The following is a 25,249-nucleotide window of genomic DNA, read 5'->3' on the forward strand; positions in this document are numbered from 1 at the left end:
ATTTTTATAACATCAGGAGCACATCTAATGAGCAATACAGAAACACAAGCCACTAGCAGCACCTTTAAACCAAAAAAATCAGTCGCTCTCTCTGGCGTTGTAGCGGGCAATACCGCTTTATGCACCGTGGGCCGCACGGGTAACGATCTTCATTACCGTGGTTACGACATCTTAGATCTGGCCAAAGCGTGCGAATTTGAGGAAGTGGCTCACTTGCTCGTACATGGCAAGCTGCCCAATAAAGCAGAGTTACAGGCCTACAAAACTAAACTCAAGCGTCTGCGTGGATTACCACTAACTGTACAAACCGCCCTAGAGGCTCTACCTGCGCATAGCCACCCTATGGATGTGATGCGCACAGCCGTATCGGTGTTAGGTTGCACTCTGCCTGAAAAAGACGATCATAACTTACCCGATGCACGCGATATCGCCGACCGCCTTATGGCAAGCCTAGGCTCCGCACTACTGTACTGGTACCACTTCAGCCATAACGGCGAAATGATCGATGTACAGACGGATGACGACAGTATAGGTGGTCACTTCCTGCACTTGCTGCACGGCGAAAAACCCAGCCCTGAGTGGGAGCGTGCGATGCACATTTCCCTCAATCTTTATGCTGAACATGAATTTAATGCATCAACCTTTACCAGCCGAGTAATCGCTGGTACGGGCTCCGATATGTACTCGGCTATTACAGGTGCGATTGGTGCTCTGCGTGGCCCCAAACATGGCGGCGCAAACGAAGTTGCTTTTGAAATTCAAAAACGCTACGAAACTCCAGACCAAGCTGAGGCAGACATTCGCGAACGTGTGGCTAATAAAGAAGTCATTATCGGATTTGGTCACCCTGTCTATACAGTATCCGATCCACGCAACGAGGTTATCAAGTCAGTTGCCAAGGAATTAGCCGTAGCTGATAACAACACAAAAATGTATGACATTGCAGAACGTCTGGAGACAGTCATGTGGGAAGTGAAAAAAATGTTCCCCAACTTAGACTGGTTCTCAGCGGTTTCCTATCACACCATGGGAGTACCCACTGCCATGTTCACCCCTCTATTTGTGATTGCCCGTACCGCCGGTTGGGCTGCCCACATCATAGAGCAGCGTGTCGACAACAAAATTATCCGTCCTACAGCTAATTACGTAGGCCCGGAAAATCTAGATTTTGTTCCCTTGGATCAGCGCTCATAAATCAGAGTATGGCTCAATCAAGCATTTCTGCTTGCGCGGGCCTAAATATCTGGCAAACTAGCTGCACACTCAAAGCCCTAGCTCTTCGCTGGGGCTTTTAACGCCATACTCTGCACTGCAACATGTTATCCACTTTTGTACATTACGCCCTGCCCTTTAGTGCTACCTTGCTCGTGGCCTGCGCCTTTGCTTGCCTTGTTTCTGGTCTGTATCTGTTTTTATTCAATCTACGTAAAACAAACCAGGCCTTGAAGCATCCTTACCTAGAGAAATATAGTTGGGAGCAGTTGCCACTCTCATTAAAAATGGGCATTTTGTTAGATTACTTTATACGTTTAAACTTTTCTAACTCTCGTGGCTGGATTTTTGGCCAAGCCAACACCCTACTCCCACACGTCAAAGCCGATACGGTTCCACTCTCTGTTAAGTGGCCATTAATGGGCTTCTGGGGAGGCTGCTTACTGGGCATAATCAGCATGCTAAGCGTATGGGCACTTATTGGATTACAGACAGCTTTAGCTTAATCATTAGGACTTTGCTATGCACCGGACAATACAACACGATCGCGACGAGCAACAGTTTTTTTACCTAGAAGACGGCTTACGCAGCATTATTGATTACGAGTTACGTGATCAAGTCATGACCATTACCCACACTGTTGTCCCCTCTGCCTTAGAAGGCCGTGGCATTGCTGCCGATTTAACGCGGCATGCTTTACAAACAGCCCAGAAAAACGACTGGAAAGTTGTTCCCGCCTGCAGCTACGCCGAGGCGTACATTAAGCGTCATCCTGAATTTGCTAACTTGTTACCTTAAAACAGCGGCCCAAGTCTTATATAAGATATAAGACCATTGATTCATACACCGCTTCAATCTACAATTGAAGCAGTCACTCATTATTTGTACTCAACCTCTTACCGATAGGCCTGCCACATGTTGGAATCTTACCGTGAACACGCTGCCGAACGTGCAGCGCAAGGCATACCACCGCTGCCTTTGTCAGCGCAGCAAACTGCCGATCTTATCGAACTGATCAAAAACCCACCGGCTGGCGAAGAGGATTTCCTGCTGGACCTATTAGTTCATCGTGTCCCCGCTGGTGTGGACGAAGCCGCTAGCGTTAAAGCCTCCTACTTAACTGCTTTGGCATTGGGCACGGAAGCCTGTAGCCTAATCAGCCGCGCCCGTGCCACCGAATTACTCGGCACCATGCTGGGCGGCTACAACATTTCGCCGCTCATCCAATTATTGGATGATGCCGAACTCGCTCCCATCGCTGCCGACGGCCTGAAAAAAACGCTATTGATGTTTGATGCCTTCCACGACGTCAAAGAAAAAGCAGATCAAGGTAACGCACATGCTCAAGCTGTGCTACAAAGCTGGGCCGATGGCGAGTGGTTCACCAGCCGTCCTGAAGTCCCCGAAAGCCTGACTGTCACCGTATTTAAAGTCACTGGCGAAACCAACACTGACGATCTATCTCCTGCGCCCGATGCGTGGAGCCGTCCTGATATTCCGCTACATGCACTGGCCATGCTTAAGAACCCTCGTCCAGGTATTGAGCCCGACGAGCCCGGCAAAATTGGTCCTATTAAGTTCATTGAATCCTTAAAAGAAAAAGGTCACTTGATCGCCTACGTGGGTGACGTAGTTGGTACAGGCTCCTCACGCAAGTCCGCGACCAACTCAGTGCTGTGGTACACAGGCCAAGATATACCTTTCGTCCCTAATAAGCGGTTCGGTGGTGTTTGCCTAGGTAGCAAAATTGCTCCTATCTTCTACAACACCATGGAAGACGCTGGCGCGCTGCCCATTGAGCTTGATGTATCCAATATGGAAATGGGCGATGTGGTGGAACTGCGCCCCTATGAAGGTAAAGCACTGAAAAATGGCGAAGTCATTGCCGAGTTTGAAGTCAAGTCCGATGTCCTCTTTGACGAGGTTCGTGCAGGTGGTCGTATTCCCCTGATCATTGGTCGCGGTCTTACCACACGTGCTCGCGAGGCGCTCGGATTGCCTCCTACTACCTTGTTCCGCTTGCCGCAGAATCCTTCAGATACCAAACGTGGTTTTTCCTTGGCGCAGAAAATGGTAGGTCGTGCTTGCGGTCTACCAGAGGGTACCGGCGTACGCCCAGGCACCTACTGCGAACCACGCATGACTACCGTTGGTAGTCAGGATACCACTGGCCCCATGACCCGCGATGAATTGAAAGACTTGGCTTGTCTAGGATTCTCGTCTGACCTAGTCATGCAGTCATTCTGCCACACCGCGGCGTATCCTAAGCCCGTAGACGTCAAAACACATCATGAGCTGCCAGCATTTATTAGTACACGTGGTGGTGTTTCCTTGCGTCCTGGTGACGGTATTATTCACTCTTGGTTGAACCGCATGCTCTTGCCTGATACCGTTGGTACAGGCGGTGACTCGCACACTCGTTTTCCAATCGGCATCAGCTTCCCAGCTGGCTCTGGCTTAGTCGCTTTTGCAGCTGCCACGGGTGTCATGCCTTTGGATATGCCCGAATCCGTACTGGTGCGCTTTAAAGGCGAAATGCAGCCTGGCGTTACGTTGCGCGACTTGGTTAACGCCATTCCTTTCTATGCCATTAAGCAGGGTTTATTAACCGTCGAAAAAGCAGGCAAGAAAAACATTTTCTCAGGGCGCATTCTAGAAATCGAAGGCTTGCCGAACCTGAAGATCGAACAGGCTTTTGAGCTGTCTGATGCTTCAGCCGAGCGTTCCGCAGCAGCATGTACTGTCCGCCTGAATCAAGAGCCCATCATTGAATACTTGAACAGCAACATTACGCTGCTCAAGTGGATGATTGCAAACGGCTATGAAGATGAGCGCACTATTACACGCCGCATCAAAGCCATGGAAGAGTGGTTGGCTAATCCGCAACTCCTTGAGCCAGATGCTGACGCAGAATATGCAGCAGTCATCGACATCGATTTGGCAGAGATTCATGAGCCTATCGTAGCTTGCCCGAACGATCCCGATGACGTGAAAACGCTTTCAGACGTTGCTGGCACCCAAATTGACGAAGTCTTTATTGGTAGTTGCATGACTAACATCGGGCACTTCCGTGCTGCGTCTAAGCTATTGGAAGGCAAACGCGATATTCCTACTCGTTTATGGGTCGCACCACCTACCAAAATGGATCAACAACAATTGACCGAGGAAGGCCACTACGGTGTGTTAGGCGTAGCCGGGGCTCGCATGGAAATGCCAGGCTGCTCTTTGTGTATGGGTAACCAAGCTCAAGTGCGTGAAGGTGCTACGGTGATGTCTACCAGCACCCGTAACTTCCCCAACCGTTTGGGCAAGAACACAAACGTGTTTTTAGGCTCTGCTGAACTGGCCGCCATTTGCTCACGCTTGGGACGTATCCCCACACGTGAAGAGTACTTGGCCGATATGGGCATTTTAGAAAGCGATAGCGACAATATTTATCGCTATATGAACTTCGATCAAATTGAAGAGTTCAAAGAAATTGCCGACTCCGTAGGTCTGTAATGTAACTGCTCCACCTGAACACCCCCGCTGCCCTAAGCATCGGGGGTGTTTTTTTTGCTAGCCTACTACGCTATATTTATCCTCATGGCGGGTTAAACTAGACACATAGCTATCCAAAAAAGTCGCCATGCCCTTTATGACACCTCAACTGTTTACTCAGTCACCTAAAGACGTACAGCGTCTCATCCACTACGCTGACGCCATGATGCGTTCTGGCTCGCTCGTAGAAGAAAAATACTGGCATAAGCTATTGTGTAGCCTACTAAACAAGCTGCTGAGTAGTAAAAAAAATCAGTCTATTGAACAAACACTCGACTTACTCCTCCAACACGAGCTCTTACAGCACTATGAAATAGTCCTAGAGCACACAGAATCTATGGCTGAAAGCATGGTCATCGAGCATCAAGGGCAGCACTACGAAGCACTGCTATTCACTGCTCCCATGACACTGTGGACTCGCTATCAATTGCCTCCGGGTCATTTACCCTCGCACAGCATAGATACGCTACGCCAAGGCCTACAGGAGCATGTCTTTACTGCCCACACTCGCCTAGCTTTGCTACACGAGCTGGTTAATTACGACACCATGCCTGAAACCTTCAGACAGGTGCACGAATGGACACAAAAACTTGCGCATCAGGCGCTCGTTCCCGACGGTGCTGGGTTTGAACTTGCCAATAATAGTGAAACCGGCAACTTGCTGGCTGACGCACGCTTTTTAGTTGGTGTGGCTATTACCCCCGTAGGGATGCCTCTGTTTCAATGGCAGGAAGCCCTAGATGCTCCCCCTGAAGCCACTGAGCGCGTGCATCAGTCTTGGCGTGAGTTATGCCAACAACAACTTGCTCCTCTGCTTATGGGCTGCCAAGTACAGTTTTTACCTCCTAATGGCTACTATCATAATATTCGCGAAGCCGATCGTGAAATTCGTCCCTTAACAATACAAGCTGGGGTCAGTTGGCTACAGGCTGCCGCCAATATCCAACCTCAAGAACTCATCGTTTCTATTGCTGCTTGCGGTCAAGAACACATCGAAGAATATCGTGTTGGTTTTAGCGTCAAAGGCTCTAGTGCTGTGATATACGGGTGCATTTGGCCTGTGCTCAGCCAAGACGAAGTCGATAGCAGCAAATCAGATGCAGAACACATCGATATTCCGGATACGATTGCAGCCTTATTGAAAAGCTTAGGAGTGGAAGGCATACAGCGCCATCCCGGCATCTATACTCCCGAGACTTGCGAGGACTGCCAGGCTCCATTTTTTCCTAGCGTGCAGGGAGAACTGAAGCACCCTGAGCTTCCCGACGAAATTAACCTTGAGCCAGTCCAGCTACATTAAACCTATGACCCCTAATGGCGCTGATATTTACTGCCGCGTTATCGATAACTATGGCGACATTGGGGTATGTTGGCGACTAGCACGCCAACTGCGGCACCAATTACCACAAGTACGTCTCTGGGTCGACGATCTTCATAGCTTTACCCATATCAATCCAGAGATTCAACCTCATCTACACTTACAACGCAGCCAAGGAATTGAAGTCCTAAACTGGCGCCAAGACTGCGTATTTCCACCTCCATTAGAGCTACTCATAGAGGCTTTTGCCTGCGAACTACCAGAAAGCGTCAAACAGCATGTTGGGGCACACACCTTGTGGCTCAATCTAGAGTATTTATCGGCTGAAAAGTGGGTACCTTCTTTTCATCTGGGTGCTTCCCCCCAAGCGGGAGGCCAAACAAAATACTTTTTCTTCCCCGGTTTCACCCCCGAAACAGGCGGCTTACTGCGTGAAAAAGATCTTGTATCTGAACGCGACGCACTACAAGCAAATAGTGAGACAAGACGGGATTTTTTACGTTATTTAGGCGTAGACGAAGAGCTGGTAGCTCAACTCGCACAGCGTAAAGTTATCTTTTTGTTTTGCTACCCCAACGCCCCTGTTCAAGAGCTATTACAAGTTTTGCAGGAACACAACACCTTGCTCCTGGTTCCAGCCAGTGTGGCCCGGCACTTTACGTTTACGCCCACACCAAAACTTGCCTTGCATATCCTCCCCCCTATTAGCCAAACCGATTTTGACTGCGTGCTTTGGTGTAGCGACCTTAATATAGTGCGTGGAGAGGACTCTCTAGTACGGGCTATTTGGGCCGCTAAACCCATGATTTGGCAACCCTATTACCAAGATGATAACTGGCACCTGGAAAAACTCGCGGCTTGGCTACAACACACCTCGTATAATCCTAGCGTACAGCAGGCACATTACGCATGGAGTCAAGCCGCGGGGCATGACTTACGTCCGGCGCTAGAGCAGCTTTTCCAGCCCCACAACTGGTCTGAATGGCAAGCTCAAGCGGCAAGTTTTAGTGAAAAACTCATCAACGGGCCAGAATTAAGCAACGCTATTCTGTCTTTTTATGCTCAAGTCGCCCGAACACGGTAAAATACATGGTTTACGCTAATGCTCCTCGATATGCGCGGAGCCCCTGAACGGAGTTCTTTTTCCATGAAAACCGCACAAGAATTGCGCGTTGGCAACGTAGTCATGTTGAACGGCAACCCACTCGTAGTTCAAAAAACCGAGTACAACAAATCTGGACGTAATGCTGCTGTTGTCAAATTAAAATTCAAAAACCTGTTAACAGGCTCACCTAGTGAGGCAGTACACAAGGCCGACGAAAAGTTTGAAATAGTCATGTTAGACAAACGCGAATGCACTTATTCGTATTTCGGTGATCCTATGTATGTATTTATGGATCAAGAGTACAACCAGTACGAAATTGAAGCTGAAAGCATGGGCGACGCGCTAAACTACTTAGAAGAAAACATGGAAGTAGAAGTAGTATTCTATGATGGCCGTGCTATCTCTGTTGAGCTCCCCACTATCGTGGTACGAGAGATCACCTACACCGAACCTGCAGTACGCGGTGATACGTCCGGTAAAGTGCTCAAACCAGCAAAACTATCCACTGGCATGGAACTGAGCGTACCTATGTTCTGCGACATCGGTGACAAAATTGAAATTGACACTCGCACCAACGAATACCGCAGCCGTGTAAACTAAGCTGTCGTACAAGTAACACAGTAAGGGCCACTCATAATGAGTGGCCCTTTGCGTTAACGTACTTACTAAGCAACGGCTTTATTGCAAACGGTCGTCATCCAAAAAAGCAGGGATAGGCATCAGCTCTACGCCATCCTCCAGCAACTCCAAGCACTCCTTCTGAGTAGCCTGCCCACGGATAGCGCGCGCTTCTATATCCCCTTCATGCATACGCCTAGCCTCTTGGGCAAATCGCGCTCCTACATCTTCTGTTTGCCTCACCAAGGCGCGTAACTGCTTTATAGCCTGACTTTGCATTGTCTCAACACTAGGAGTCACAGCGCTAGCTGCAGTACTTGTGCTGGGTGCTGAGGTCGGTTCTTTCGCTCCTGTATTAATACGGGCGGCGGTCAGCTTACGTTCGATTTGCGCGCTGCTGCAGACAGGGCACTGCAATAACCCCTGTTCGATCTGCTGATCAAAGTTCTCTCTGGAGCGAAACCAGCCCTCGAAAACATGACCGTGCTGGCACTGTAAATCAAAAACTTTCACGGCATATTACCTAACAAAGAATTGAAACATATAACTGAGCATTGTAGAGGTGCCCACATGAATTGGTAATGATCTTGGCTAGTTAATGCGTGGCACTGCCGCTAAAAGCCGACGTGTTTGCTCTGTCTGCGGATGAAATAAGATATTCTCCGCAGCCCCCTGCTCAATAATGGAACCTGCGTCCATAATAGCCACTCGGTCCGCCATGTACTCGACAACACCAAAATTATGCGTGATCAACAAATAAGCCAAGCCTAAATCGGCTTGTAATTGTTGCAATAAATCCAGAATTTGAGCTTGTACCGAGACGTCTAAGGCTGAGGTAGGCTCATCACATATCAACACCTTAGGCTCAACGGCCAGGGCTCTAGCGATCGCAATACGTTGCCTTTGTCCACCCGAAAACTCGTGCGGATATCGGATGAGCGTGTTATTTGGCAAACCCACTTGCTCTATAAGCCTTTTTGCCCTAGCTTGGCGCTCTGAGCGAGAAAAATCAGTTCGTAGAGCGGCCATGCCCTCATCTAAAATCTCGCCCACCATCATACGGGGATCTAATGAAGCGTACGGGTCTTGAAATACAATTTGCAAGCCGGAACGGATGGCATGCAAGTCCTTGCCGCGAGCCTTCAACACATCCTGTCCCAAGAAATCCACCTGTCCTGCTACTACGGCCTGCTTATCCAATAAGCGCAACAAACTACGCGCTACCGTGCTCTTACCACACCCCGAAGAACCAAGCAGCGCTAAGGTTTCACCCGCATATAAATGTAAAGAAAAGTCTTTAACAATAGCCACAGAAGAGGTTTTTTTAAAAAGCCCACCTCTCTGTTTATAGCTGACCTGCAAATTACTGATATTTAATACCTTTTTAGCATGCTCCAAGTGTTTGGCAGGCAAACACTGCCCACTGGTCAAGCTATAGCCGCGGCGAGCGAAAGTAGGAATGGCTGCTAATAACTCTTTAGCATAGGGGTGAGTAGGCGCTGAAAAAAATGATTCCGCTGGCCCTGATTCTACAATTTCCCCTGACCGCATCAAGGCCACATAATTGGCATGCTGACGTACCACTGCCAAATCATGCGTAATCAATAAAATTCCCAACCCCATTTCTTGCTGTATGTCGGCAAGTAACTGTAAAACCTGAGCCTGTACAGTAACATCTAAGGCTGTTGTTGGTTCATCGGCCACGAGTAGCTGTGGCTCAGCGGCTAAGGCTAACGCAATCATAATGCGCTGTTTTTGACCACCGGAAAATTGAAACGGAAAATCATCATAACGCTCGCTAGCGTTAACAATCCCAACACGATCCAACCAGGATATCGCTTTCTGTTTATGCGCAACACGACGACCGCCTTCATGACGCGCGATAACTTCCGCAACCTGCTGCCCGATGCTCATGACCGGATTCAAACTCGTGGCAGGTTCCTGAAAAATCATACTGATTTTTGCTCCGCGTACATTTTGCATCGCCTGCTCACTAAGGCGTGGCAAGTCCTCGTGTCCCAAAATAACCTCGCCCGCTTCTATGCTTGCCACCTCTGGCAGCAAACGCATTAAAGCCATGGCCGTCATGCTTTTTCCACAGCCTGACTCACCCACTAAAGCAAAGGTCTGGCCACGAGCAACGGCTAAAGACAAGTGCTTCACGGCAAGATGTACCCCATTTTCAGACTGCACACTGACCTGTAGACCGCGCACATCCACTAGGGATGCAGTAGAACTAGTCATGCTTGGCTCCGTGCACGCAAACGAGGTAGGGCCAACCTGCGGGTACGTGGATCAAAGGCTGTTTGCACTGCATCAGCAAATATATTGGCTGACAGCACTAGAGCTAACATCGTCATAAACGCTCCGGTTAGGCCCCACCAAATCATGGGGTCGCGAGCCAGTTCAGTGCGTGAGGCATCAATCATCCGACCGAACGAGGGCATGCTTGGGTCAACTCCTATGCCTAGGTAAGAAAGCACCGCTTCGTATAACACAAGCCCCGAAAACTCTAGCACTATCGTAATGAGGACAATGTGCATCACATTAGGCAATAAATGCTTAAACATGATCCGTGTGTGGCCTACACCAAATGCTTTGGCCACTTGCACATAATCGAGCTCGCGTAGTTTCATGGCCTCGGCACGCAATAAGCGGCATAGGCCCGACCACCCTGTCAACCCCAAAATCAGACACAGTAAAAACAAGCGCAAATCAGCTCGTGCCGCCACGGTCGTAAAAAGCTCCGCATGGGTATCGATATACACTTGCATCATCAACACGCAAGCCGCGATTAACAACACCCCTGGAATCGATGTTAGGGTAGTGTAAAGATATTGAATTAAATCATCGACCCAACCCCGAAAATACCCTGCCGCCAAACCAAAAATCAAAGCTGGAGGCAACATCGCAAAAGTCGTCAGTGTGCCAATGACTAACGCAGTACGCACACTTTTTAGCGCTTGCCAGACAATATCGTTACCCGTTCGATCTGTCCCTAACACATGGTAATTACTGCTAAAAACAACAATACCTATCAGCACAAAACCTAAAATGCCGGTTGTGACCCACACACCACGCCATGGGACTAGACCTTGCCCTTGCCACCAAAACAACAATGCGTTGCGCCAGCTATTGACGCCTGCTCGGGTCCGCCCCCACAGGCTAAGTAAAACGGCTAAGAATATGCTCCAGAGCAAACCCCAACATATCGACCAACTAGCTAAACGCCATAAGTCTTGTTGATGCTGTGCGTGGGTATCGATGCCCACCCCTGCCGCCTTTAGACGCGGAAAATCTCGTACCGCCTGCCCATCCACTAGCATGCTTTCTTTGGAAAACTGATAGCGTGATAACGGTGCAGAGTATGTTTTCTCAACCGCTGCCATATTCGCCCAATCCAATACATCATCTAGCACTGAACGAGCAATGGGAGAATATTGACGGGTACTATGCTCTTGACCTGGGGCCGGAGCTATCAGGGGCCGATAATGAACCGAGTCTAATAAGCCAACCAACAAAAAGAACAAAAGTATGACAGCAGCGCACATCGCCGAGGGGGTGCGTGCCACGCTAGCCCAGGCTGATCGCAATGAGGGGCTACGCTTAACTCGTATAATGTAAACCAATACTGCCAGCACTAAACATAGTACAAAGGTATCGGTCCAAAGAAAAATAATCTCAGGCATAGGCATTAGTCAAAGCGAATACGAGGATCGGCTAGGGTATAAGAAATATCAGCTAATAACAGCCCTAGGATATACATCACGGAGCCCAGAAACACCATAGCGCGCACAATCGAAAAATCTTGCGCGTTAATGGCATCAATGGTGTAACTACCCAGCCCGGGAATACCAAAGAAAGATTCCGAAATTAAACTACCCATAAACAATAAAGGCAGCGCCGCCACTGTTCCTGTCAAGATGGGTAGCATCGCATTGGGTAGCACATGTCTGAATAATACCCACCGCTCTGCCAAGCCTTTGGCGCGTGCAGTACGTACATAGTCCTTACTTGCTTCTTCCAAAAACAAGGTACGATAAAAACGTGCCTCGGGCCCTAGCCTAGAAATAATACCAATGGCGACCGGCAGGACTAAAAAACGCCAATTGGTCCATCCCTCATTCCAGCCTGAGTATGGCACCCATTGCAGCACCCGTGCAAACATCCATTGCCCGGCAATAATATAAAACAGCCCGGATATGGATAGTAAGAAGACACAGAGGCATACACTGGCAAAATCTAATCGGCTCCCACGGAAAAACACCATCAGCAACGCAAATGACACGCAAACTAGCAAACCTAAGATAAAGGTTGGTATGGCCAGAGCTAAGCTGGGCATCATGCGCGTTCGAATTTGGTGCCCAATATCTTGCCCCTGATCAGACAAACCAAAATCCATACTAAGCAAAGGCACCGACCGCTCATAAAAAATAGTGTCGGTCCATTTCTGACTACCCTGTGCTGCCTGGTTATACATTAAGGGTTTGTCATAGCCCCGCTCGGCTTTCCAGTTGTCAATAGCAGTTTGGCTGACGCGCTGCCCCCCAATGGCTAAACGGGCCATGTCATCGGGCGTATTCACTGCGAAAAAGAGGACGAAGGTCACCAAGTTGACCCCTAACAGAACGAACACACCATAGAACAATCGTCGAATAATGTAAGTGATCATCCGCGGCTCCGAGTAGTCTTGGGTTCCAAAGCCTGAGCTTGATGACGCCTTTTCGCTAAAGCACGAACTAACGCTATCAGCGCCCATATGGCGGCAAAAAAGAACGCCATCGGCCACCAATTCGGTCTATTCCATTGCTGCGTCAACAGATTGCGCTGCTCACTATCCACACGCAAATACTGTAGTGAGTCACGCACCATTTGAGTGGGTTTAGCATTTCCTACCCAAGACTGATAGGCCCCCCCTGAATTAGGTATGTAGCCCCACATCCATGCGGCATCATGGCGCACTATGTCAACCATGCGATGAATAACTGACTCTTTCTCCGGTCCGTCATCTAAATAACGCATTTGTTCAAATAAACTATCGTACTCAGCATTATGATAATTACTGGCATTTTCGCCCCCGTGAGCCACCTTAGCCTGTGGACCATAAAGCAGGTACAGAAAGTTTTCAGCATCAGGATAGTCGGCGTTCCAACCCCAAATAAATAACTGTGCCGCCCCTTTTTTCATCTTTTCCTGGAAACGATTGTAGTCACTGGCGCGTACTTCTAGCTGTATACCGATCTGCCCTAATTGTCGCCGCATCCAGTCCATACTGGCATCAGCACCCATCCCTGTCATTGAGTCAAAATACAAGATCAACGGTTTGCCCGTTTTGGCATCACGGCCATCGGGGTAACCGGCCTGTGCTAACAATGTACGAGCTTCCTCAAGACTACGACGCTTGATTTGATCAGCCTCTTGCTCGTATACGTAGGGATTAGCCCCCTGGGGCAAAGGCTGATAACCTAACACTCCGGGCGGTACAGGGGACTGTGCCACCAACGCTTGGCTATTCATGAAGATAGAGACGTACTGCTCCCAATCAAACGCGATGCTTATGGCCAAACGCAATTTTCGATTTCGCTCTGCCTGTTCTGCACTATCCCCCTTCCCTACAACAGGGTCGAGCCAATTAAAGCCTAGATAAAACAAACCTGGCTCAGCATTCGTGCGCAGTTGCAAGCCTCGCTCGTCATATAGTTGTGCTTTATCTGCTGAGTCGCCCGCCGCGACAGTCATTGCCACGCCGTACTCGCCACGCTCAACCTGCGGCACATCATAATAACCTTGCAAAAATTTCCCCATCAAGGGAACGCTTTCCTTCTCTATACTAAAAACCACCTTATCCAAAAACGGCATCATTTGCCCGCAGTCACGCAGCAGGCCAGCAGCTTGATCGCCTGGCTCTCCCGTACAAGGATAAGGCTCACCGCGATAGTTAGGATTACGCTCTAAAATGTGCCTACGGTTTGTAATCGACTCCGTCAACATAAAAGGACCTGTCCCTACAGGCCAACTGTTCAGACTTAAATTATGTTCGGCCATGCCAGGCTGACTATAAAAACGCTCGGCCTCCCACGGCACCGGAGCAGTGAACGTCATCGCCAGCCAATATTTAAATTGGGGATATTTACCTAATACTGTAATTTCTAAGGTGAGGTCATCAATCGCCTGCACCCCTTCCAGGACTGGCTCGCGCAAATCGAGCCATGCAGATCTAGACTCTTGTCGATCCAGTTCGGCTAGCTGTTTTACAAACTGCTCGAAACCCAATATGTGCTCAGCCATAACCGCCGAAATAGGAGAGGCCAACCGTGGGCTGGCCAAACGCTTAAAGCCATACACGTAATCATGAGCGGTTAAGTAGCGAGTACCCACCTCAGGAAAATCAGCAATACTGTAAGCATGGCTTAAGTCAAGAGAGGGCATGGGGTAATAACGATACTGCCCCTTGGCATCGCGGGCGAAAGCAGGATGGGGCTGATACTTGATACCTGATTTAATCCGAATGGTATATACACTTTTGTAGACCTGTTCGCCCGGTGTGATTTGCGGCAATACCTTACCCTGCTTGTCGTAATACACGGGCTCACTTAGCTCTTGCGCTGTTTTAGGTATTAAATGATAGGGGCGCTCTAGATAATGATAGCCATATAAGGGCTCATAAATAGAATAGGTAAAAGGGGTTTCATCCCCCGAGTACGACAACGCCGGGTCTAAGTGTTTAGGGGAGCGCGAAGTAAAAGCGGTATATAAGGCGTTTTCTTCCATCGCCTTGGGGCCATACGGACTATTAATGGGGTGACGCACCCCTAGCACTAATAAGACCATTAGCACCACTAAGATCAATACGATCCGCAAGTTTTTTAACATGCTGATTTCTGCCAACAATCGTAACGCCATTTCCAAGGAGCGATAGGTTTTGGTGAAGACCATAAACCGCGCTTATTCGTACGGGCCTGATCCTCCAAAGTAAGCATCTGCTTATCATGTAGGAAACGGCCTTTTTTTTCTTGATTGGCCCAGGCTAAACCCTGCTCTACTAATATTTGATTCGCTGTCTGGCCATCAGGCAATAACACATCACAAATCGCCCTCTCGTAGTGATCATACTCATAGCAGCGTAGGTTTACACTGGACGCATCCACCAGATCACTGAGTCTGCGTGCAGAGTGCTGAGCAAACTCCTGCCCAGGCTGCTGCGGGCTTTTATACATCTCGGGTGCATCTATGCTAGCTAAACGCACACGCTGCGTCTTGCCATTGGATAGCCTTATGGTCAAGGTGTCGCCGTCGGCCACCCGTACCAAGGTGCCTGCCAGGGAAAAGCTACTTGGCGATGTCGTTGGTTCGTCTGACGGAGTTGCCAGCAACATAGCCAATACCGCCGCAAGCGCCACCGCATAGGCTGATACTTTTTTTTTCGACGTAAGCAGGGTATTTTTTTTCAAGTAATAGACCCAGATGAAAAACCATGAAAACAACACAAGGCCTACAAATTATAGGTATTTATAGAACGCTGTCTACTCCGCCAAAAATCACAGCCACTTCATTTTTTTGAACTTCCAATACAAGGTGCCACAAACACCTCCCATCACACTGAGTATAAACGGGTACCCTAAAGTCCACTCTAACTCGGGCATAATTTTAAAATTCATGCCATAGATACCCGCTAAAGCGGTGGGAACAGCCAAAATAGCAGCCCACGCAGCCAGTTTTCGTCCAGTGTCGGTCTGTTTCATCTGCTCTATCATCATGCCCCCCTCAAAAGCAAAAGCGACCGCCTCCCTGAGCGCGTAAATGAACTCCGATGTACGACGCACACGATCTGACACTTCTAGGTAATAAGCACGAGCATGCACATCAATCACCTCGCTCTCGATACGCGATAAGCGCTGACAAATTTCTGCCAACGGAGTCACCACTGTATGAGTCCGCAAAAGATCACGGCGCAGACGATAAATTCGCCGTACATCCGTCTCGCGAAAGCCATGCAACAGGAACTGTTGCTCAATACTTTCTACGGCCCGCTCTAGCACATCTAGAGCCTGCAAATAATGATCAACGATCAAATCCAGCAGCTCTGAGGCCACGTAGTCGGGGCCTCGTGCTAATAAATCAGGGGCATTTTCTAAACGAGCGCGTAAATCGCTATGATGAATCAACGAGGAACGCCGGATAGTTAATAGAAAATTTTTACCAATGAGCAGTTGTGTCTCGCCAAAGACAGGACGCTTATCTTTGAGCCCGACCGTAATCACCACCACTAACAAAAAATCGCCATACTCAATCAGCTTAGGGCGCTTATGAGGAGTCAGCAGTTCTTCTATTGCATCGGCCGGTAGACCGTAAGCCTGCCCTGCCTCATGGAGCATCTGTGGCTCGGGATTATATAAGCCTGTCCACAGAAGCCCCTCTGCCTGAGCCAAAATTTTGGGCACTTCCCCAGTCTCTATCTGTCTAGCCGCTTGCCCCGGCCTGTACCAAACCTGTGCCCTAACGCCTATAGGCTTACTCTCTTGCTGCTTGCTGGCGGACATACCCTTTTTACTCCTGTCGCTATTTTTTATCCGATAATAGCAGCAAGCAGCTACCTTTATCAGGTACTTCCATCTTTTACTAATCCGCTTACAGACAAAGCACCAACGATGAAACAAACTTATTATTTACGCTGGGGCACATTTTTTCTCTTTATGGGCGTCGCCTGCGGTGCCTTTGGAGCCCATGCCTTGAAGGCTCGTGTTAGCAGTGTCGATCTGGACATCTGGCACACTGCGGTGCTCTATCAACTAATACACGGTGTGGGTTTGCTCGTTCTGTCTGTCTTACCTCTAGAGCGCTTTCGCCTTTCCCTCATTCGTTGGAGTGCACGTCTAATGGTGGCAGGTATTATACTTTTTTCGGGTAGCCTATATTTTCTAGTGTTGAGTCAAGTCAGGATGTTGGGGGCCGTAACCCCCTTGGGTGGAACGGCTCTTATGCTGGCGTGGCTATTACTTTTTATCGCCAGTTGTAAGCGTACAGGATAACGATAGTCGAGCTATTTCTATAACTTGCCTTTTACTCGCTACACTAGGCACTATCCCCTTCACCCATCCTATGGAGCGACGATGACTTCCAGCACCTTAACGGCCGCCCTACGTGCCCTACCTAAAGCAGAATTACATTTACACATAGAAGGCACCCTTGAGCCTGAACTCATTTTCGCACTCGCTCAACGCAATCAGCAGACTTTACCCTATCCCGACATTGCCAGCTTGCGGGCAGCTTACAGCTTCACTAACTTGCAGTCGTTCTTAGACTTGTATTATGCCGGTGCCCAAGTACTACAAACAGAGCAAGATTTCTACGACATGAGCATGGCTTATCTGCAACGCGTGCATCAAGATGGCGCCGTACACGTAGAAATCATGTTCGATCCACAAACTCATACAAGTCGCGGCATTGACATTGAAGTCGTGTTTGCAGGACTAGCACGGGCCCTACGCCAAGCACGTACAGAACTAGGCCTTAGCAGTTATCTGATTATGAGCTTTCTGCGGCATCTGAGCGAAGCCGATGCTTTCGCCTGTTTAGAATCCGCCCTTCCCCTACGCGAACAATATGCAGACCTCTGGATCGCCATCGGCCTGGATTCGGCCGAACTAGGCAATCCCCCAGAAAAGTTTCAACGTGTCTTTGAACGCTGTAAAGAGTTAGGTTTCAGACTGGTCGCCCATGCTGGTGAGGAAGGCCCCGCAGACTATGTACGCGACGCCCTAGACCTACTACAAGTAGAGAGAATCGACCACGGCATACGCAGCGAGGAAGATCCAGCCCTAATGATGCGCCTGCGCAGCCAGGCCACACCCCTTACTGTGTGCCCTCTCTCCAATCTACGCTTAAAAGTCGTTAATGACCTCACACAACATAATCTTAAGCGATTGCTAGACCAAGGATTGTGCGTGACGATCAACTCAGACGATCCTGCTTATTTTGGTGGGTATCTGCTGGATAACTACACGCAAACGATCGACGCACTGGATTTAACAGACGTAGAAATACGTCAACTCGCTGCCAATAGCATCAACGCCAGCTTTCTACCCCCAGAACAAAAACAACACTGGCTAAGCAAAATTTCTCAAAGCCCCTTGCCTGCATGAGCTATCAAGCACTACATCGTGATTTTTATCACCGCGACCCCCGTGTGGTCGCGGTTGAGTTACTAGGTAAATACCTGATCCACGAACACGCCGGGCAAGCTTGTCAAATAGCCCGCATCGTAGAAACAGAAGCCTATCTAGGACCTCATGATAAAGCTGCACACAGTTCCAAAGGCCGAACCGCACGCACCGAAGTCATGTTTGGAGAACCGGGGCACGCGTATATTTACCTTATCTACGGCATGCATCACTGCTTAAATGTCGTCACGCAACAAGCTGGGCTAGCCTCGGCGGTCCTGCTACGGGCCTTGGAACCTGTCAGTGGCGTGACGCTAGCCACCCATGGCCCTGGACGCCTGTGTAAGGCTATGCATATTAACCGTGAACTTAACGGCACGGACTTATGTCATGGCCCCCTATGGATAGCCGATGCCCCTGCCTTAAAAAGCTCAACGATCCATGCCGGCCCCAGAATAGGTATAGACTACGCACAGGATTGGGCCTTGGCTCCTTTACGTTACTGCATCGCCAATCACCCCCACCTTTCACGAAAATCACCTTAACTAGCTATAGGCGAGAACATATCACTGACGCTATCATAATAGCTATACCTTTACATATTTAAGGAGTAGATGATGACTCTGAAAATGTTCCCCGTCATCGCTGTGATAAGCTTGCTAGCCTCCTGTGCAAGCACCAAAGAACCCAACTCGCCACGTGCCCACACGTCGCTTAGCTCACAAGGCTGCCGTGCAAGTCAGGTCAATATTATTGGTCAAACCGCCAGCGAAACAACGCTCAAACGAGCCCAAGAACAAGCTGGGGCTGATAAGCTTCGCGTCATGCAGCCCGACCGTATGTACACCACCGATTACGATCCGACTCGCTTATCAGTACGAGTGAATGCCAACAATAACATCCAAGACGTCTATTGTGGTTAACGCACAGAATTTGGCTCAAGCGCAGCAATACCTTAAGCAAAACTTACCCGCTGCTTTACGCGCCCACCCTCCCAGCCTAGAGGAACTACGACCCGGGACGGTCGTTTTACGGCAAGCGATGCACACAGGCTTAGCCCAAAACAATGGCCAATTATGTTGCTCTACGTTTACGGCCCTAACCTGCTTCGTCATGCAGTTGGCTCACCTAGACGTGCCTGAGCTTGCGGTGCAAACCTGCAACACCAGCTTAGCAAATAAGCCAAGCGGAGACAGCATAACAATACACGGTTCTACTTTACGGCGGGGCCGAAGCTTAATTTTCGGTGAGGTCAAAGCTTACGATGAACACATGCAACTTCTCGCCCACAGCACCTGTACATTTTCTTTGTAAAAAATACCGTAAAGTCTGGCCTTCATAGACATAGATCAGTTAACTTTACTCTTACGTGGCCTACAAGATTTTACTAGGCTCAGTCGTCGTGTTTGAAGCGTTTATCACTTAAACCTTTCGGAGAGTACACAAATGGCAAAAATACTGGTGCTTTACTACTCAGCGTACGGACATATCGAACAAATGGCTACCGCCGTTGCCGAGGGCGCACGCTCTACAGGCGCAAGCGTCGACATCAAACGCGTGCCAGAGCTTGTTCCCGAAGCTGTCGCTAAAGCTGCTCACTTTAAAGTGGATCAAGCGGCGCCTGTTGCAACGATCGCTGAACTAGAAAACTACGACGCCATTATTATCGGTACCGGAACACGCTTTGGCCGCATCAGCTCGCAAATGGCGAGCTTCTTAGATCAAGCAGGCGGTCTATGGGCTAAAGGGGCACTAAACGGCAAGGTAGGGGGAGCATTCACCTCGACAGCCACTCAACATGGTGGTCAAGAGCTCACTCTAATGAGCATCATCACGAACTTATTACACTTTGGCATGGTCGTCGTAGGTTTGCCGTATAGTTTTAACGGCCAAACACTCATTGACGAAGTGACAGGCGGAAGCCCTTACGGGGCCAGCACTATTGCCGCAGGAGATGGTTCTAGACAGCCTTCAAAAAACGAGCTGGATGGCGCCTACTACCAAGGACGTCATATCGCTGAAATTACGACAAAGCTACACGCTTAATCGCATGTAACTAACAAAAGCAAAGGCCGTTGCGCAAACAACGGCCTTCTTGCTTAAAAACGGTCAAAGAAATCAGGATTGAGCAAAATAGAGCGATCGACGTCGGCGATATCAGTACGACCGCAAAACGCCATGGAAACATCCAATTCATTTTTCATCAGTTGCAATAAGCGCGTAACCCCCGCCTGCCCCCCTGCACCCAAAGCATACAAGAAAGCACGCCCAATCAATACTCCATGAGCCCCGAGTGCTTTGGCGCGCAATACATCCTGCCCCGAACGAATACCACCATCTAGCAACACTTCAATCTTATCGCCCACCGCTGCCACAATGCTAGGCAATGCAGCAATCGAAGAAGGGGCTCCATCTAGCTGACGACCACCATGATTGGAAACAATCAAGGCATCTGCCCCACTATCCACAGCATGACGCGCATCCTCCGCGTCCATAACGCCTTTTAAGATAAGTTTGCCGCCCCACTCTTTTTTTATCCACTCAATGTCTTTCCAGCTAAGACTAGGATCAAATTGTTCCGCCGTCCACGTTGATAAAGAGCTTAAATCAGATACCCCTTTAGCGTGCCCCACGATATTGCCAAAGCTGCGCCGGTGGGTTCCCAACATCTGACGGCACCAATACGGTTTAGTCGCTAAATTAAGCAGGTTTCGCAACGTAGGTTTAGGTGGCGTAGAAAGGCCGTTTTTAATGTCTTTATGACGCTGCCCCAAAACCTGTAGATCAAGCGTTAATACTAAAGCAGAACAACCTGCCGCCTTAGAACGGGCAATAAGATTACGAATAAAATCACGATCTCGCATGACATACAACTGAAACCAAAAGGGAGCTTGAGTCGCTTGCGCCACGTCTTCCAACGAACACACACTCATCGTCGAGAGCGTAAAAGGTACGCCAAAATCACGGGCTGCCAACGCAGCTAGCATCTCCCCATCTGCATGTTGCATTCCCGTGAGCCCCGTTGGCGCAAGCGCTACAGGCATGGATACGGGGCTACCTATCATGGTACTGGCCACACTACGATGCTCAATATCCACTGCTACGCGCTGTCTGAACTTCAAGTGCTGGAAATCAGATTCATTTGCTCTGTATGTGCTTTGTGTCCACGACCCAGAGTCCGCGTAGTCATAAAACATTCTGGGCACACGCCGCTGGGCAACACGCCGAAAGTCTTCAGTGCACGTTATTTTTGTAAGATCCATTTGTATTAACTCCAGCTACTTCACGATGGGTAACTACCAAATTTGTCGACGACTTCATCAGCCCCCCCTTTACTAGCAGAGCACTTCCACTTACACGCTATACGTCGAAACCCACACAGCATATAACAAACCCACCTACAAACTAAAGCATTACGCTATTTCTAGCAAAAAAGCAGACTTCATGTTCGCTTCATTCGAACTAAACCATGTAAGTCGTTTTGGCCTGCCTCTTAGGGCTTGAAGAGTATATTTTGAACCTAAAACTGATAAAAATCATGAAAACACTTGCGCACTTTGTTTTTTTAATGCTATATTACTTTTCTCACAGCGGCTGTAGCTCAGTTGGATAGAGTACTTGGCTACGAACCAAGGGGTCGTGAGTTCGAATCTTGCCAGCCGCGCCATATTTAATAAAGGGTTACGTGTTTACACGTAACCCTTTATTCTTTTTCAATTAGATGAGCAATAAATGCTCCAAACTGAGTCCTATTCTTGTAACCAGCCTCTGGTTTGCACCTCTTTGTGCCACTGATTTAGCGTAGGGAATTGACTACGCCATCTACCCTCAAAACGCAAATCAAGATAAGACAATGCAACAGCCAAGCTAATTTCACCAATATGCGGACCAGCTTGCTGCTGCTGGGGTAAGTGTTGCTCGAAATACGACAAAGCTCGCTGCACTTTACCCCGTTGATGCTCCAGCCACTGTCCCCCATGCAAATGCACTGGACGAAAACGCGACTCATACATCTGCAATAATGCAGCATCTAGTATGCCGTCTGCCAGAGCCTGCTGCACTAAAACAAGGTGCCGTTTTTCTCCGATTGGAATCAACCGCGATCTGCCATCATACTCGTTCAAAAAATCAATAATGACAGATGAATCAAACAAAGCACGGCCATCTCCTAAAAGTAAGACTGGCACCTTGCCTAAAGGATTCTGTTGACGCAGGCTATCATCTGGATCAGTTGTATCGGCAACCTCCACGCGGATATCCAATTCTAAGGTTGCCGCCGCCAAGCGCACTTTCCGGCCAAAGGGCGAGGCCAGAGAAGTGCGTAGGACCCAGCCTGTAACGGCAGAGGGGTCATTAATTAACATATTTATACGCCCGCAATCAATCCACCATCGACGCGGATGACCGAGCCCGTAATGTATGAAGCTCTTTCACTGGCGATGAAAGTCGCCACATCAGCAAACTCCTGAGGCTCGCCATAGCGTTGCATGGGGATAGTGGCAGCACTTTCCGCTGCTATCTGCGCAACACTGCGATTTTCTCGCTGTGCTCTTTGCTCATCCAAAAATCGGACACGTGCCGTCGCTACACGACCCGGAATAATTAAATTACAGGTCACTCCGTCTTTAGCTACTTCTCGCGCTAGAGTTTTCGACCAAGTCATCAAGCTAGCGCGTAAGGTGTTTGATATGCCCAAGTTAGGAATAGGTGCTAAAACTCCAGAAGAACTGCTGGTAACAATGCGACCAAAACCACGGTCCCGCATACCTGGCAATACCCTATCTGTCACCGCTATCACAGAGACCACCATACTTTGAAAGTATTTCATCCATGTAGTGGCATCTTGCCCTGCAGCCGACGTGGGGGGTGGGCCTCCGGTGTTATTAAGCAATATATCGATACCTCCTAACTCTTGCTCGATATGCGTAATATGCGTATCAATCAAGCTCAGGTCCCCCAAATCCCACTCTAGGCAGACCACTTTTGTTCCCGCTTGACGCAACTCCTCACCTAATTGCTCTACGGCCTCGCCATTAATATCGGCCAATGCCAGTTGAGCACCTTCCTGTGCTAAAGAGCGTGCAATGGCGCCCCCTAAGCCTCCACCTGCACCAAACACTAGGGCTGTTTTGCCATGTAAACCTAAATCCATCGTCTTCTCCTTAATTGCTGTGGCTAAACTTCAGAGCAGTTTGCCCGGATTCATAATCTGATTCTGATCCAAGGTCTGCTTCAATAACATCATGAGTTCCAGTTCTACGGGGTTTTTATAAATGCGTAGCTCATCCCTACGCAGTTGTCCGACCCCGTGTTCCGCACTGATGCTGCCTTGATACTGGTGCACCAACCCATGCACCGCTTTATTCAGGGTTTGAGTCCACGTTTTTATTTCCGCAGATCCCAACCCCCCCGGCAACAGCACATTGAAATGCAAATTGCCGTCACCCATATGTCCAAAATTAATTAAGCGCAATCCTGGACTCAGCGCGCTTACCGCTGCACTGGCTTGAACTACAAACTCGTCTAGAGCGGAAATAGGCAGCGCAATATCATGTTTCACACAATGGCCAGCACGCACCTGCGCTTCGGAAATACCTTCTCTAATTTTCCATAGCTCCTGCCGCTGACTAAGGCTCATGCACAAAATGGCATCGTCTATATAGCCTTTCTCCACCCCTTGCTCCAGACACGTCTCTAGCATTTCGGTCAAACTATCAGTATGCGTATCAGCCAGTTCTATCAAAGCATGGAAAGCATGCTGACCTTGCAAAGGGCTGTTACTCGCTGGCACATGTTGCAGCACCAAATCCAGTGCCTCTGCGCTCATCATTTCAAATGCCACTAATCGTTGACCACACTGCTCATACAATACGCTAAGCATATGCAGCAACGCCGACATGCTGCTTGCCCCTACCCAAGCAGTGGCTTGCGTGGTGAGCCGAGGAAACAGCTTTAACACCGCGGCAGTGATTACCCCTAACGTTCCTTCTGAACCGATAAAGAGATCTCGCAAATCGTAGCCAGTATTATCTTTACGTAATGCACGTAAACCATTCCAGATGCGTCCATCGGGTAAAACCACCTCCAACCCTAATGCCATATCTCGCATATTGCCGTAACGCAATACAGCGATGCCCCCCGCATTCGTGGCTAAATTACCGCCTATCGTGCAACTGCCCTCTGACCCCAAACTTAAGGGAAAATAACGCTGCACTTGCTCGGCAGCCTTCTGCACCTGCGCTAAAATCACTCCGCCCTCTACGCACATGCTATTGTTCAGCGCGTCTACTTCTCTGATCTTATTCATCCTCGACAGGCTCAATAACACTTGTGCCCCACTACCGTCAGGTGTGGCCCCCCCACTCATGCCCGTATTCCCCCCTTGCGTTACCACCGGGGTTTGATTTTCATAACACAGTCGCATGACCTGAGAAACTTGCAAGGTTGTTGCGGGGCGCACCACCACACAGCTATCACCTTGCCATTTTTTTAACCAGTCTGTGTCGTACTGACGCTTATCCTCTGGAGCGCTGACTAAGCCCTCTGGCCCTACAATTTGCTCCAACTTGCTAAGCAAAAAATGGACCCGTTGCGGTTGCTCTTGTCTATTCACTTCAGGCCCACCCTAATTGCAAACGTCCTAAAGCCATACTTACCGCTGCTTGGACTGGCTCAACCACTGGCATAGATAATGCTTGAGATAAAGGTTCACGAAAAGACGCCATCCCAGCACAGCCCATAATCAGTACCTGCGCTCCATACTGGTCACGCAATTGCTTGCCTGCTAGCTGCATAGCCTCTAACGTAGCGTGCTCATCGCTCAATTGCGCAACCGTACGCCCTATAGCCACCTCTCCAGCAACGCGTTCATGTACTCCCATCGCTGACCACATACGCCAATGCCTGGGTATAGAGTTTGGCAAAATAGCTATTACGCCAAACTTTTGTCCCATGCTAAGGGCTGTTAGGACCGCGCATTCACTGATTCCCATCGATAACACCCCCTGCATCTCACGCAGTCCGTGCAAACCTGGATCACTAAAACAAGCGCTAATAAACCCCAAAGCGTTTTGCTGATGCTCGTGAGCAAACTCTTGCACCAGTACTGCCGCCTTATCTACATCCAACTGACTTTGAATGCCTGCTGGTCCGTCCACCATGGTCACGCATTCGATGCGAGGCACCCCTGGCCCCCTAAATATGTTCAGTGCCTTATCCAGCCCTGCCGTTACTGCCTGATTACTGTTTGGATTGATAATATATAGTGTGTCTCGCATCTCATTTTCCTAAGGGGTG

General features: G+C 49.1%; 25 protein-coding genes and 1 tRNA gene. 14 read left to right on the forward strand and 12 right to left on the reverse strand.

Features of this window, described 5'->3' with window-relative positions; genetic code table 11:
- Positions 1–27 precede the first annotated feature (27 nt).
- The 7 genes from prpC to efp all read left to right on the forward strand — a co-directional run bounded on the left by prpC (position 28) and on the right by efp (position 7,775).
- The gene (gene prpC, locus OSH01_RS08880) at positions 28–1,194 is read left to right on the forward strand and encodes a bifunctional 2-methylcitrate synthase/citrate synthase (RefSeq protein ID WP_266123740.1); all 1,167 of its coding nucleotides are present in this window, start codon (positions 28–30) and stop codon (positions 1,192–1,194) included.
- A 122-nt stretch (positions 1,195–1,316) separates the two neighbouring features.
- Positions 1,317–1,718 (forward strand): hypothetical protein, encoded by a 402-nt coding sequence (locus OSH01_RS08885; RefSeq protein WP_266123741.1) that lies wholly within the window; start codon positions 1,317–1,319, stop codon positions 1,716–1,718.
- A 16-nt stretch (positions 1,719–1,734) separates the two neighbouring features.
- Positions 1,735–2,010: a GNAT family N-acetyltransferase gene (locus OSH01_RS08890; protein WP_266123742.1), complete on the forward strand. Its 276-nt coding sequence runs from the start codon at positions 1,735–1,737 to the stop codon at positions 2,008–2,010.
- Positions 2,011–2,127: 117 nt separating this feature from the next.
- Positions 2,128–4,713 (forward strand): bifunctional aconitate hydratase 2/2-methylisocitrate dehydratase, encoded by a 2,586-nt coding sequence (acnB, locus tag OSH01_RS08895; protein WP_266123743.1) that lies wholly within the window; start codon positions 2,128–2,130, stop codon positions 4,711–4,713.
- Positions 4,714–4,849: 136 nt separating this feature from the next.
- A complete protein-coding gene (locus OSH01_RS08900; RefSeq protein ID WP_266123744.1) occupies positions 4,850–6,052 on the forward strand; it encodes a DUF2863 family protein in 1,203 nt (400 codons plus the stop codon).
- Entirely contained in the window at positions 6,030–7,154 is a 1,125-nt protein-coding gene (gene earP, locus OSH01_RS08905) for an elongation factor P maturation arginine rhamnosyltransferase EarP (protein ID WP_266123745.1), read from the forward strand. Before OSH01_RS08900 ends, earP begins: the two co-directional genes overlap by 23 nt.
- A gap of 63 nt (positions 7,155–7,217) precedes the next feature.
- Entirely contained in the window at positions 7,218–7,775 is a 558-nt protein-coding gene (gene efp, locus OSH01_RS08910) for an elongation factor P (RefSeq protein WP_266123746.1), read from the forward strand.
- A gap of 78 nt (positions 7,776–7,853) precedes the next feature.
- Here efp and OSH01_RS08915 read toward each other — a convergent pair whose 3' ends face one another.
- The 7 genes from OSH01_RS08915 to OSH01_RS08945 all read right to left on the reverse strand — a co-directional run bounded on the left by OSH01_RS08915 (position 7,854) and on the right by OSH01_RS08945 (position 16,333).
- Entirely contained in the window at positions 7,854–8,306 is a 453-nt protein-coding gene (locus OSH01_RS08915; protein WP_266123747.1) for a DUF1178 family protein, read from the reverse strand.
- A 78-nt stretch (positions 8,307–8,384) separates the two neighbouring features.
- On the reverse strand, positions 8,385–10,037 hold the full coding sequence (locus OSH01_RS08920) for an ABC transporter ATP-binding protein (RefSeq protein ID WP_266123748.1): 1,653 nt from the start codon (positions 10,035–10,037) through the stop codon (positions 8,385–8,387).
- A complete protein-coding gene (locus tag OSH01_RS08925; RefSeq protein WP_266123749.1) occupies positions 10,034–11,482 on the reverse strand; it encodes an ABC transporter permease in 1,449 nt (482 codons plus the stop codon). Before OSH01_RS08925 ends, OSH01_RS08920 begins: the two co-directional genes overlap by 4 nt.
- 5 nt (positions 11,483–11,487) lie before the next feature.
- On the reverse strand, positions 11,488–12,465 hold the full coding sequence (locus OSH01_RS08930; RefSeq protein WP_266123750.1) for an ABC transporter permease: 978 nt from the start codon (positions 12,463–12,465) through the stop codon (positions 11,488–11,490).
- Entirely contained in the window at positions 12,462–14,666 is a 2,205-nt protein-coding gene (locus tag OSH01_RS08935) for an ABC transporter substrate-binding protein (protein WP_376918077.1), read from the reverse strand. The genes OSH01_RS08930 and OSH01_RS08935 overlap by 4 nt, the downstream gene beginning before the upstream one ends.
- A complete protein-coding gene (locus OSH01_RS08940; protein ID WP_266123751.1) occupies positions 14,660–15,244 on the reverse strand; it encodes a thermonuclease family protein in 585 nt (194 codons plus the stop codon). Before OSH01_RS08940 ends, OSH01_RS08935 begins: the two co-directional genes overlap by 7 nt.
- A gap of 87 nt (positions 15,245–15,331) precedes the next feature.
- Positions 15,332–16,333: a magnesium and cobalt transport protein CorA gene (locus OSH01_RS08945; protein ID WP_266123752.1), complete on the reverse strand. Its 1,002-nt coding sequence runs from the start codon at positions 16,331–16,333 to the stop codon at positions 15,332–15,334.
- Between the two features lie 108 nt (positions 16,334–16,441).
- Here OSH01_RS08945 and OSH01_RS08950 point away from each other — a divergent pair, with 108 nt between their 5' ends.
- The 6 genes from OSH01_RS08950 to wrbA all read left to right on the forward strand — a co-directional run bounded on the left by OSH01_RS08950 (position 16,442) and on the right by wrbA (position 19,999).
- Positions 16,442–16,822 carry a DUF423 domain-containing protein gene (locus OSH01_RS08950; RefSeq protein WP_266123753.1) on the forward strand — a complete coding sequence of 127 codons (381 nt, stop codon included), beginning with the start codon at positions 16,442–16,444 and terminating at the stop codon, positions 16,820–16,822.
- Between the two features lie 81 nt (positions 16,823–16,903).
- A complete protein-coding gene (locus OSH01_RS08955) occupies positions 16,904–17,935 on the forward strand; it encodes an adenosine deaminase (RefSeq protein ID WP_266123754.1) in 1,032 nt (343 codons plus the stop codon).
- Positions 17,932–18,498, forward strand: coding sequence for a DNA-3-methyladenine glycosylase (locus OSH01_RS08960; RefSeq protein ID WP_266123755.1), 567 nt, complete (start codon positions 17,932–17,934; stop codon positions 18,496–18,498). Before OSH01_RS08955 ends, OSH01_RS08960 begins: the two co-directional genes overlap by 4 nt.
- A gap of 69 nt (positions 18,499–18,567) precedes the next feature.
- Complete coding sequence (locus tag OSH01_RS08965) at positions 18,568–18,876, forward strand: I78 family peptidase inhibitor (protein WP_266123756.1); 309 nt, start codon at positions 18,568–18,570, stop codon at positions 18,874–18,876.
- Positions 18,839–19,267 (forward strand): PaaI family thioesterase, encoded by a 429-nt coding sequence (locus OSH01_RS08970; RefSeq protein ID WP_266123757.1) that lies wholly within the window; start codon positions 18,839–18,841, stop codon positions 19,265–19,267. Before OSH01_RS08965 ends, OSH01_RS08970 begins: the two co-directional genes overlap by 38 nt.
- Positions 19,268–19,399: 132 nt before the next feature.
- On the forward strand, positions 19,400–19,999 hold the full coding sequence (gene wrbA / locus OSH01_RS08975; protein WP_266123758.1) for an NAD(P)H:quinone oxidoreductase: 600 nt from the start codon (positions 19,400–19,402) through the stop codon (positions 19,997–19,999).
- A gap of 53 nt (positions 20,000–20,052) precedes the next feature.
- Here the strand turns inward: wrbA and OSH01_RS08980 are convergent, their stop codons facing one another.
- Positions 20,053–21,216 (reverse strand): alpha-hydroxy acid oxidase, encoded by a 1,164-nt coding sequence (locus tag OSH01_RS08980; protein ID WP_266123759.1) that lies wholly within the window; start codon positions 21,214–21,216, stop codon positions 20,053–20,055.
- Between the two features lie 327 nt (positions 21,217–21,543).
- Here OSH01_RS08980 and OSH01_RS08985 point away from each other — a divergent pair.
- Positions 21,544–21,620: transfer RNA gene (locus tag OSH01_RS08985), tRNA-Arg, on the forward strand.
- An 82-nt stretch (positions 21,621–21,702) separates the two neighbouring features.
- Here the strand turns inward: OSH01_RS08985 and OSH01_RS08990 are convergent.
- From OSH01_RS08990 to OSH01_RS09005, 4 genes are read right to left on the reverse strand one after another with little or no spacing between them, the layout of a single operon-like run.
- On the reverse strand, positions 21,703–22,317 hold the full coding sequence (locus OSH01_RS08990; protein WP_266123760.1) for a glutathione S-transferase family protein: 615 nt from the start codon (positions 22,315–22,317) through the stop codon (positions 21,703–21,705).
- Between the two features lie 2 nt (positions 22,318–22,319).
- Positions 22,320–23,105: an SDR family oxidoreductase gene (locus OSH01_RS08995; RefSeq protein WP_266123761.1), complete on the reverse strand. Its 786-nt coding sequence runs from the start codon at positions 23,103–23,105 to the stop codon at positions 22,320–22,322.
- A 30-nt stretch (positions 23,106–23,135) separates the two neighbouring features.
- Positions 23,136–24,566 (reverse strand): FAD-binding oxidoreductase, encoded by a 1,431-nt coding sequence (locus tag OSH01_RS09000; protein ID WP_266123762.1) that lies wholly within the window; start codon positions 24,564–24,566, stop codon positions 23,136–23,138.
- A 1-nt stretch (position 24,567) separates the two neighbouring features.
- Positions 24,568–25,230, reverse strand: coding sequence for an aspartate/glutamate racemase family protein (locus OSH01_RS09005; RefSeq protein WP_266123763.1), 663 nt, complete (start codon positions 25,228–25,230; stop codon positions 24,568–24,570).
- Positions 25,231–25,249: the final 19 nt, after the last annotated feature.

Source organism: Alcaligenes endophyticus, from assembly GCF_026344035.1.
GTDB lineage: Bacteria > Pseudomonadota > Gammaproteobacteria > Burkholderiales > Burkholderiaceae_B > Alcaligenes > Alcaligenes endophyticus.

What these genes read in the sequence shown, in the direction of transcription:
- OSH01_RS08965 (WP_266123756.1), top strand. Translation starts at nt 18,568, where the DNA reads ATGATGACTCTGAAAATGTTCCCCGTCATCGCTGTGATAAGCTTGCTA.
- acnB (WP_266123743.1), top strand. Translation starts at nt 2,128, where the DNA reads ATGTTGGAATCTTACCGTGAACACGCTGCCGAACGTGCAGCGCAAGGC.
- OSH01_RS08930 (WP_266123750.1), bottom strand. Translation starts at nt 12,465, where the DNA reads ATGATCACTTACATTATTCGACGATTGTTCTATGGTGTGTTCGTTCTG.
- OSH01_RS08920 (WP_266123748.1), bottom strand. Translation starts at nt 10,037, where the DNA reads ATGACTAGTTCTACTGCATCCCTAGTGGATGTGCGCGGTCTACAGGTC.
- efp (WP_266123746.1), top strand. Translation starts at nt 7,218, where the DNA reads ATGAAAACCGCACAAGAATTGCGCGTTGGCAACGTAGTCATGTTGAAC.
- OSH01_RS08960 (WP_266123755.1), top strand. Translation starts at nt 17,932, where the DNA reads ATGAGCTATCAAGCACTACATCGTGATTTTTATCACCGCGACCCCCGT.
- OSH01_RS08990 (WP_266123760.1), bottom strand. Translation starts at nt 22,317, where the DNA reads ATGTTAATTAATGACCCCTCTGCCGTTACAGGCTGGGTCCTACGCACT.
- OSH01_RS08970 (WP_266123757.1), top strand. Translation starts at nt 18,839, where the DNA reads ATGCCAACAATAACATCCAAGACGTCTATTGTGGTTAACGCACAGAAT.
- OSH01_RS08890 (WP_266123742.1), top strand. Translation starts at nt 1,735, where the DNA reads ATGCACCGGACAATACAACACGATCGCGACGAGCAACAGTTTTTTTAC.
- OSH01_RS08995 (WP_266123761.1), bottom strand. Translation starts at nt 23,105, where the DNA reads ATGGATTTAGGTTTACATGGCAAAACAGCCCTAGTGTTTGGTGCAGGT.
- wrbA (WP_266123758.1), top strand. Translation starts at nt 19,400, where the DNA reads ATGGCAAAAATACTGGTGCTTTACTACTCAGCGTACGGACATATCGAA.
- OSH01_RS08980 (WP_266123759.1), bottom strand. Translation starts at nt 21,216, where the DNA reads ATGGATCTTACAAAAATAACGTGCACTGAAGACTTTCGGCGTGTTGCC.
- OSH01_RS08925 (WP_266123749.1), bottom strand. Translation starts at nt 11,482, where the DNA reads ATGCCTGAGATTATTTTTCTTTGGACCGATACCTTTGTACTATGTTTA.
- OSH01_RS08950 (WP_266123753.1), top strand. Translation starts at nt 16,442, where the DNA reads ATGAAACAAACTTATTATTTACGCTGGGGCACATTTTTTCTCTTTATG.
- OSH01_RS08900 (WP_266123744.1), top strand. Translation starts at nt 4,850, where the DNA reads ATGACACCTCAACTGTTTACTCAGTCACCTAAAGACGTACAGCGTCTC.
- OSH01_RS08955 (WP_266123754.1), top strand. Translation starts at nt 16,904, where the DNA reads ATGACTTCCAGCACCTTAACGGCCGCCCTACGTGCCCTACCTAAAGCA.
- OSH01_RS08935 (WP_376918077.1), bottom strand. Translation starts at nt 14,666, where the DNA reads ATGTTAAAAAACTTGCGGATCGTATTGATCTTAGTGGTGCTAATGGTC.
- prpC (WP_266123740.1), top strand. Translation starts at nt 28, where the DNA reads ATGAGCAATACAGAAACACAAGCCACTAGCAGCACCTTTAAACCAAAA.
- OSH01_RS08945 (WP_266123752.1), bottom strand. Translation starts at nt 16,333, where the DNA reads ATGTCCGCCAGCAAGCAGCAAGAGAGTAAGCCTATAGGCGTTAGGGCA.
- OSH01_RS09005 (WP_266123763.1), bottom strand. Translation starts at nt 25,230, where the DNA reads ATGCGAGACACACTATATATTATCAATCCAAACAGTAATCAGGCAGTA.
- OSH01_RS08885 (WP_266123741.1), top strand. Translation starts at nt 1,317, where the DNA reads ATGTTATCCACTTTTGTACATTACGCCCTGCCCTTTAGTGCTACCTTG.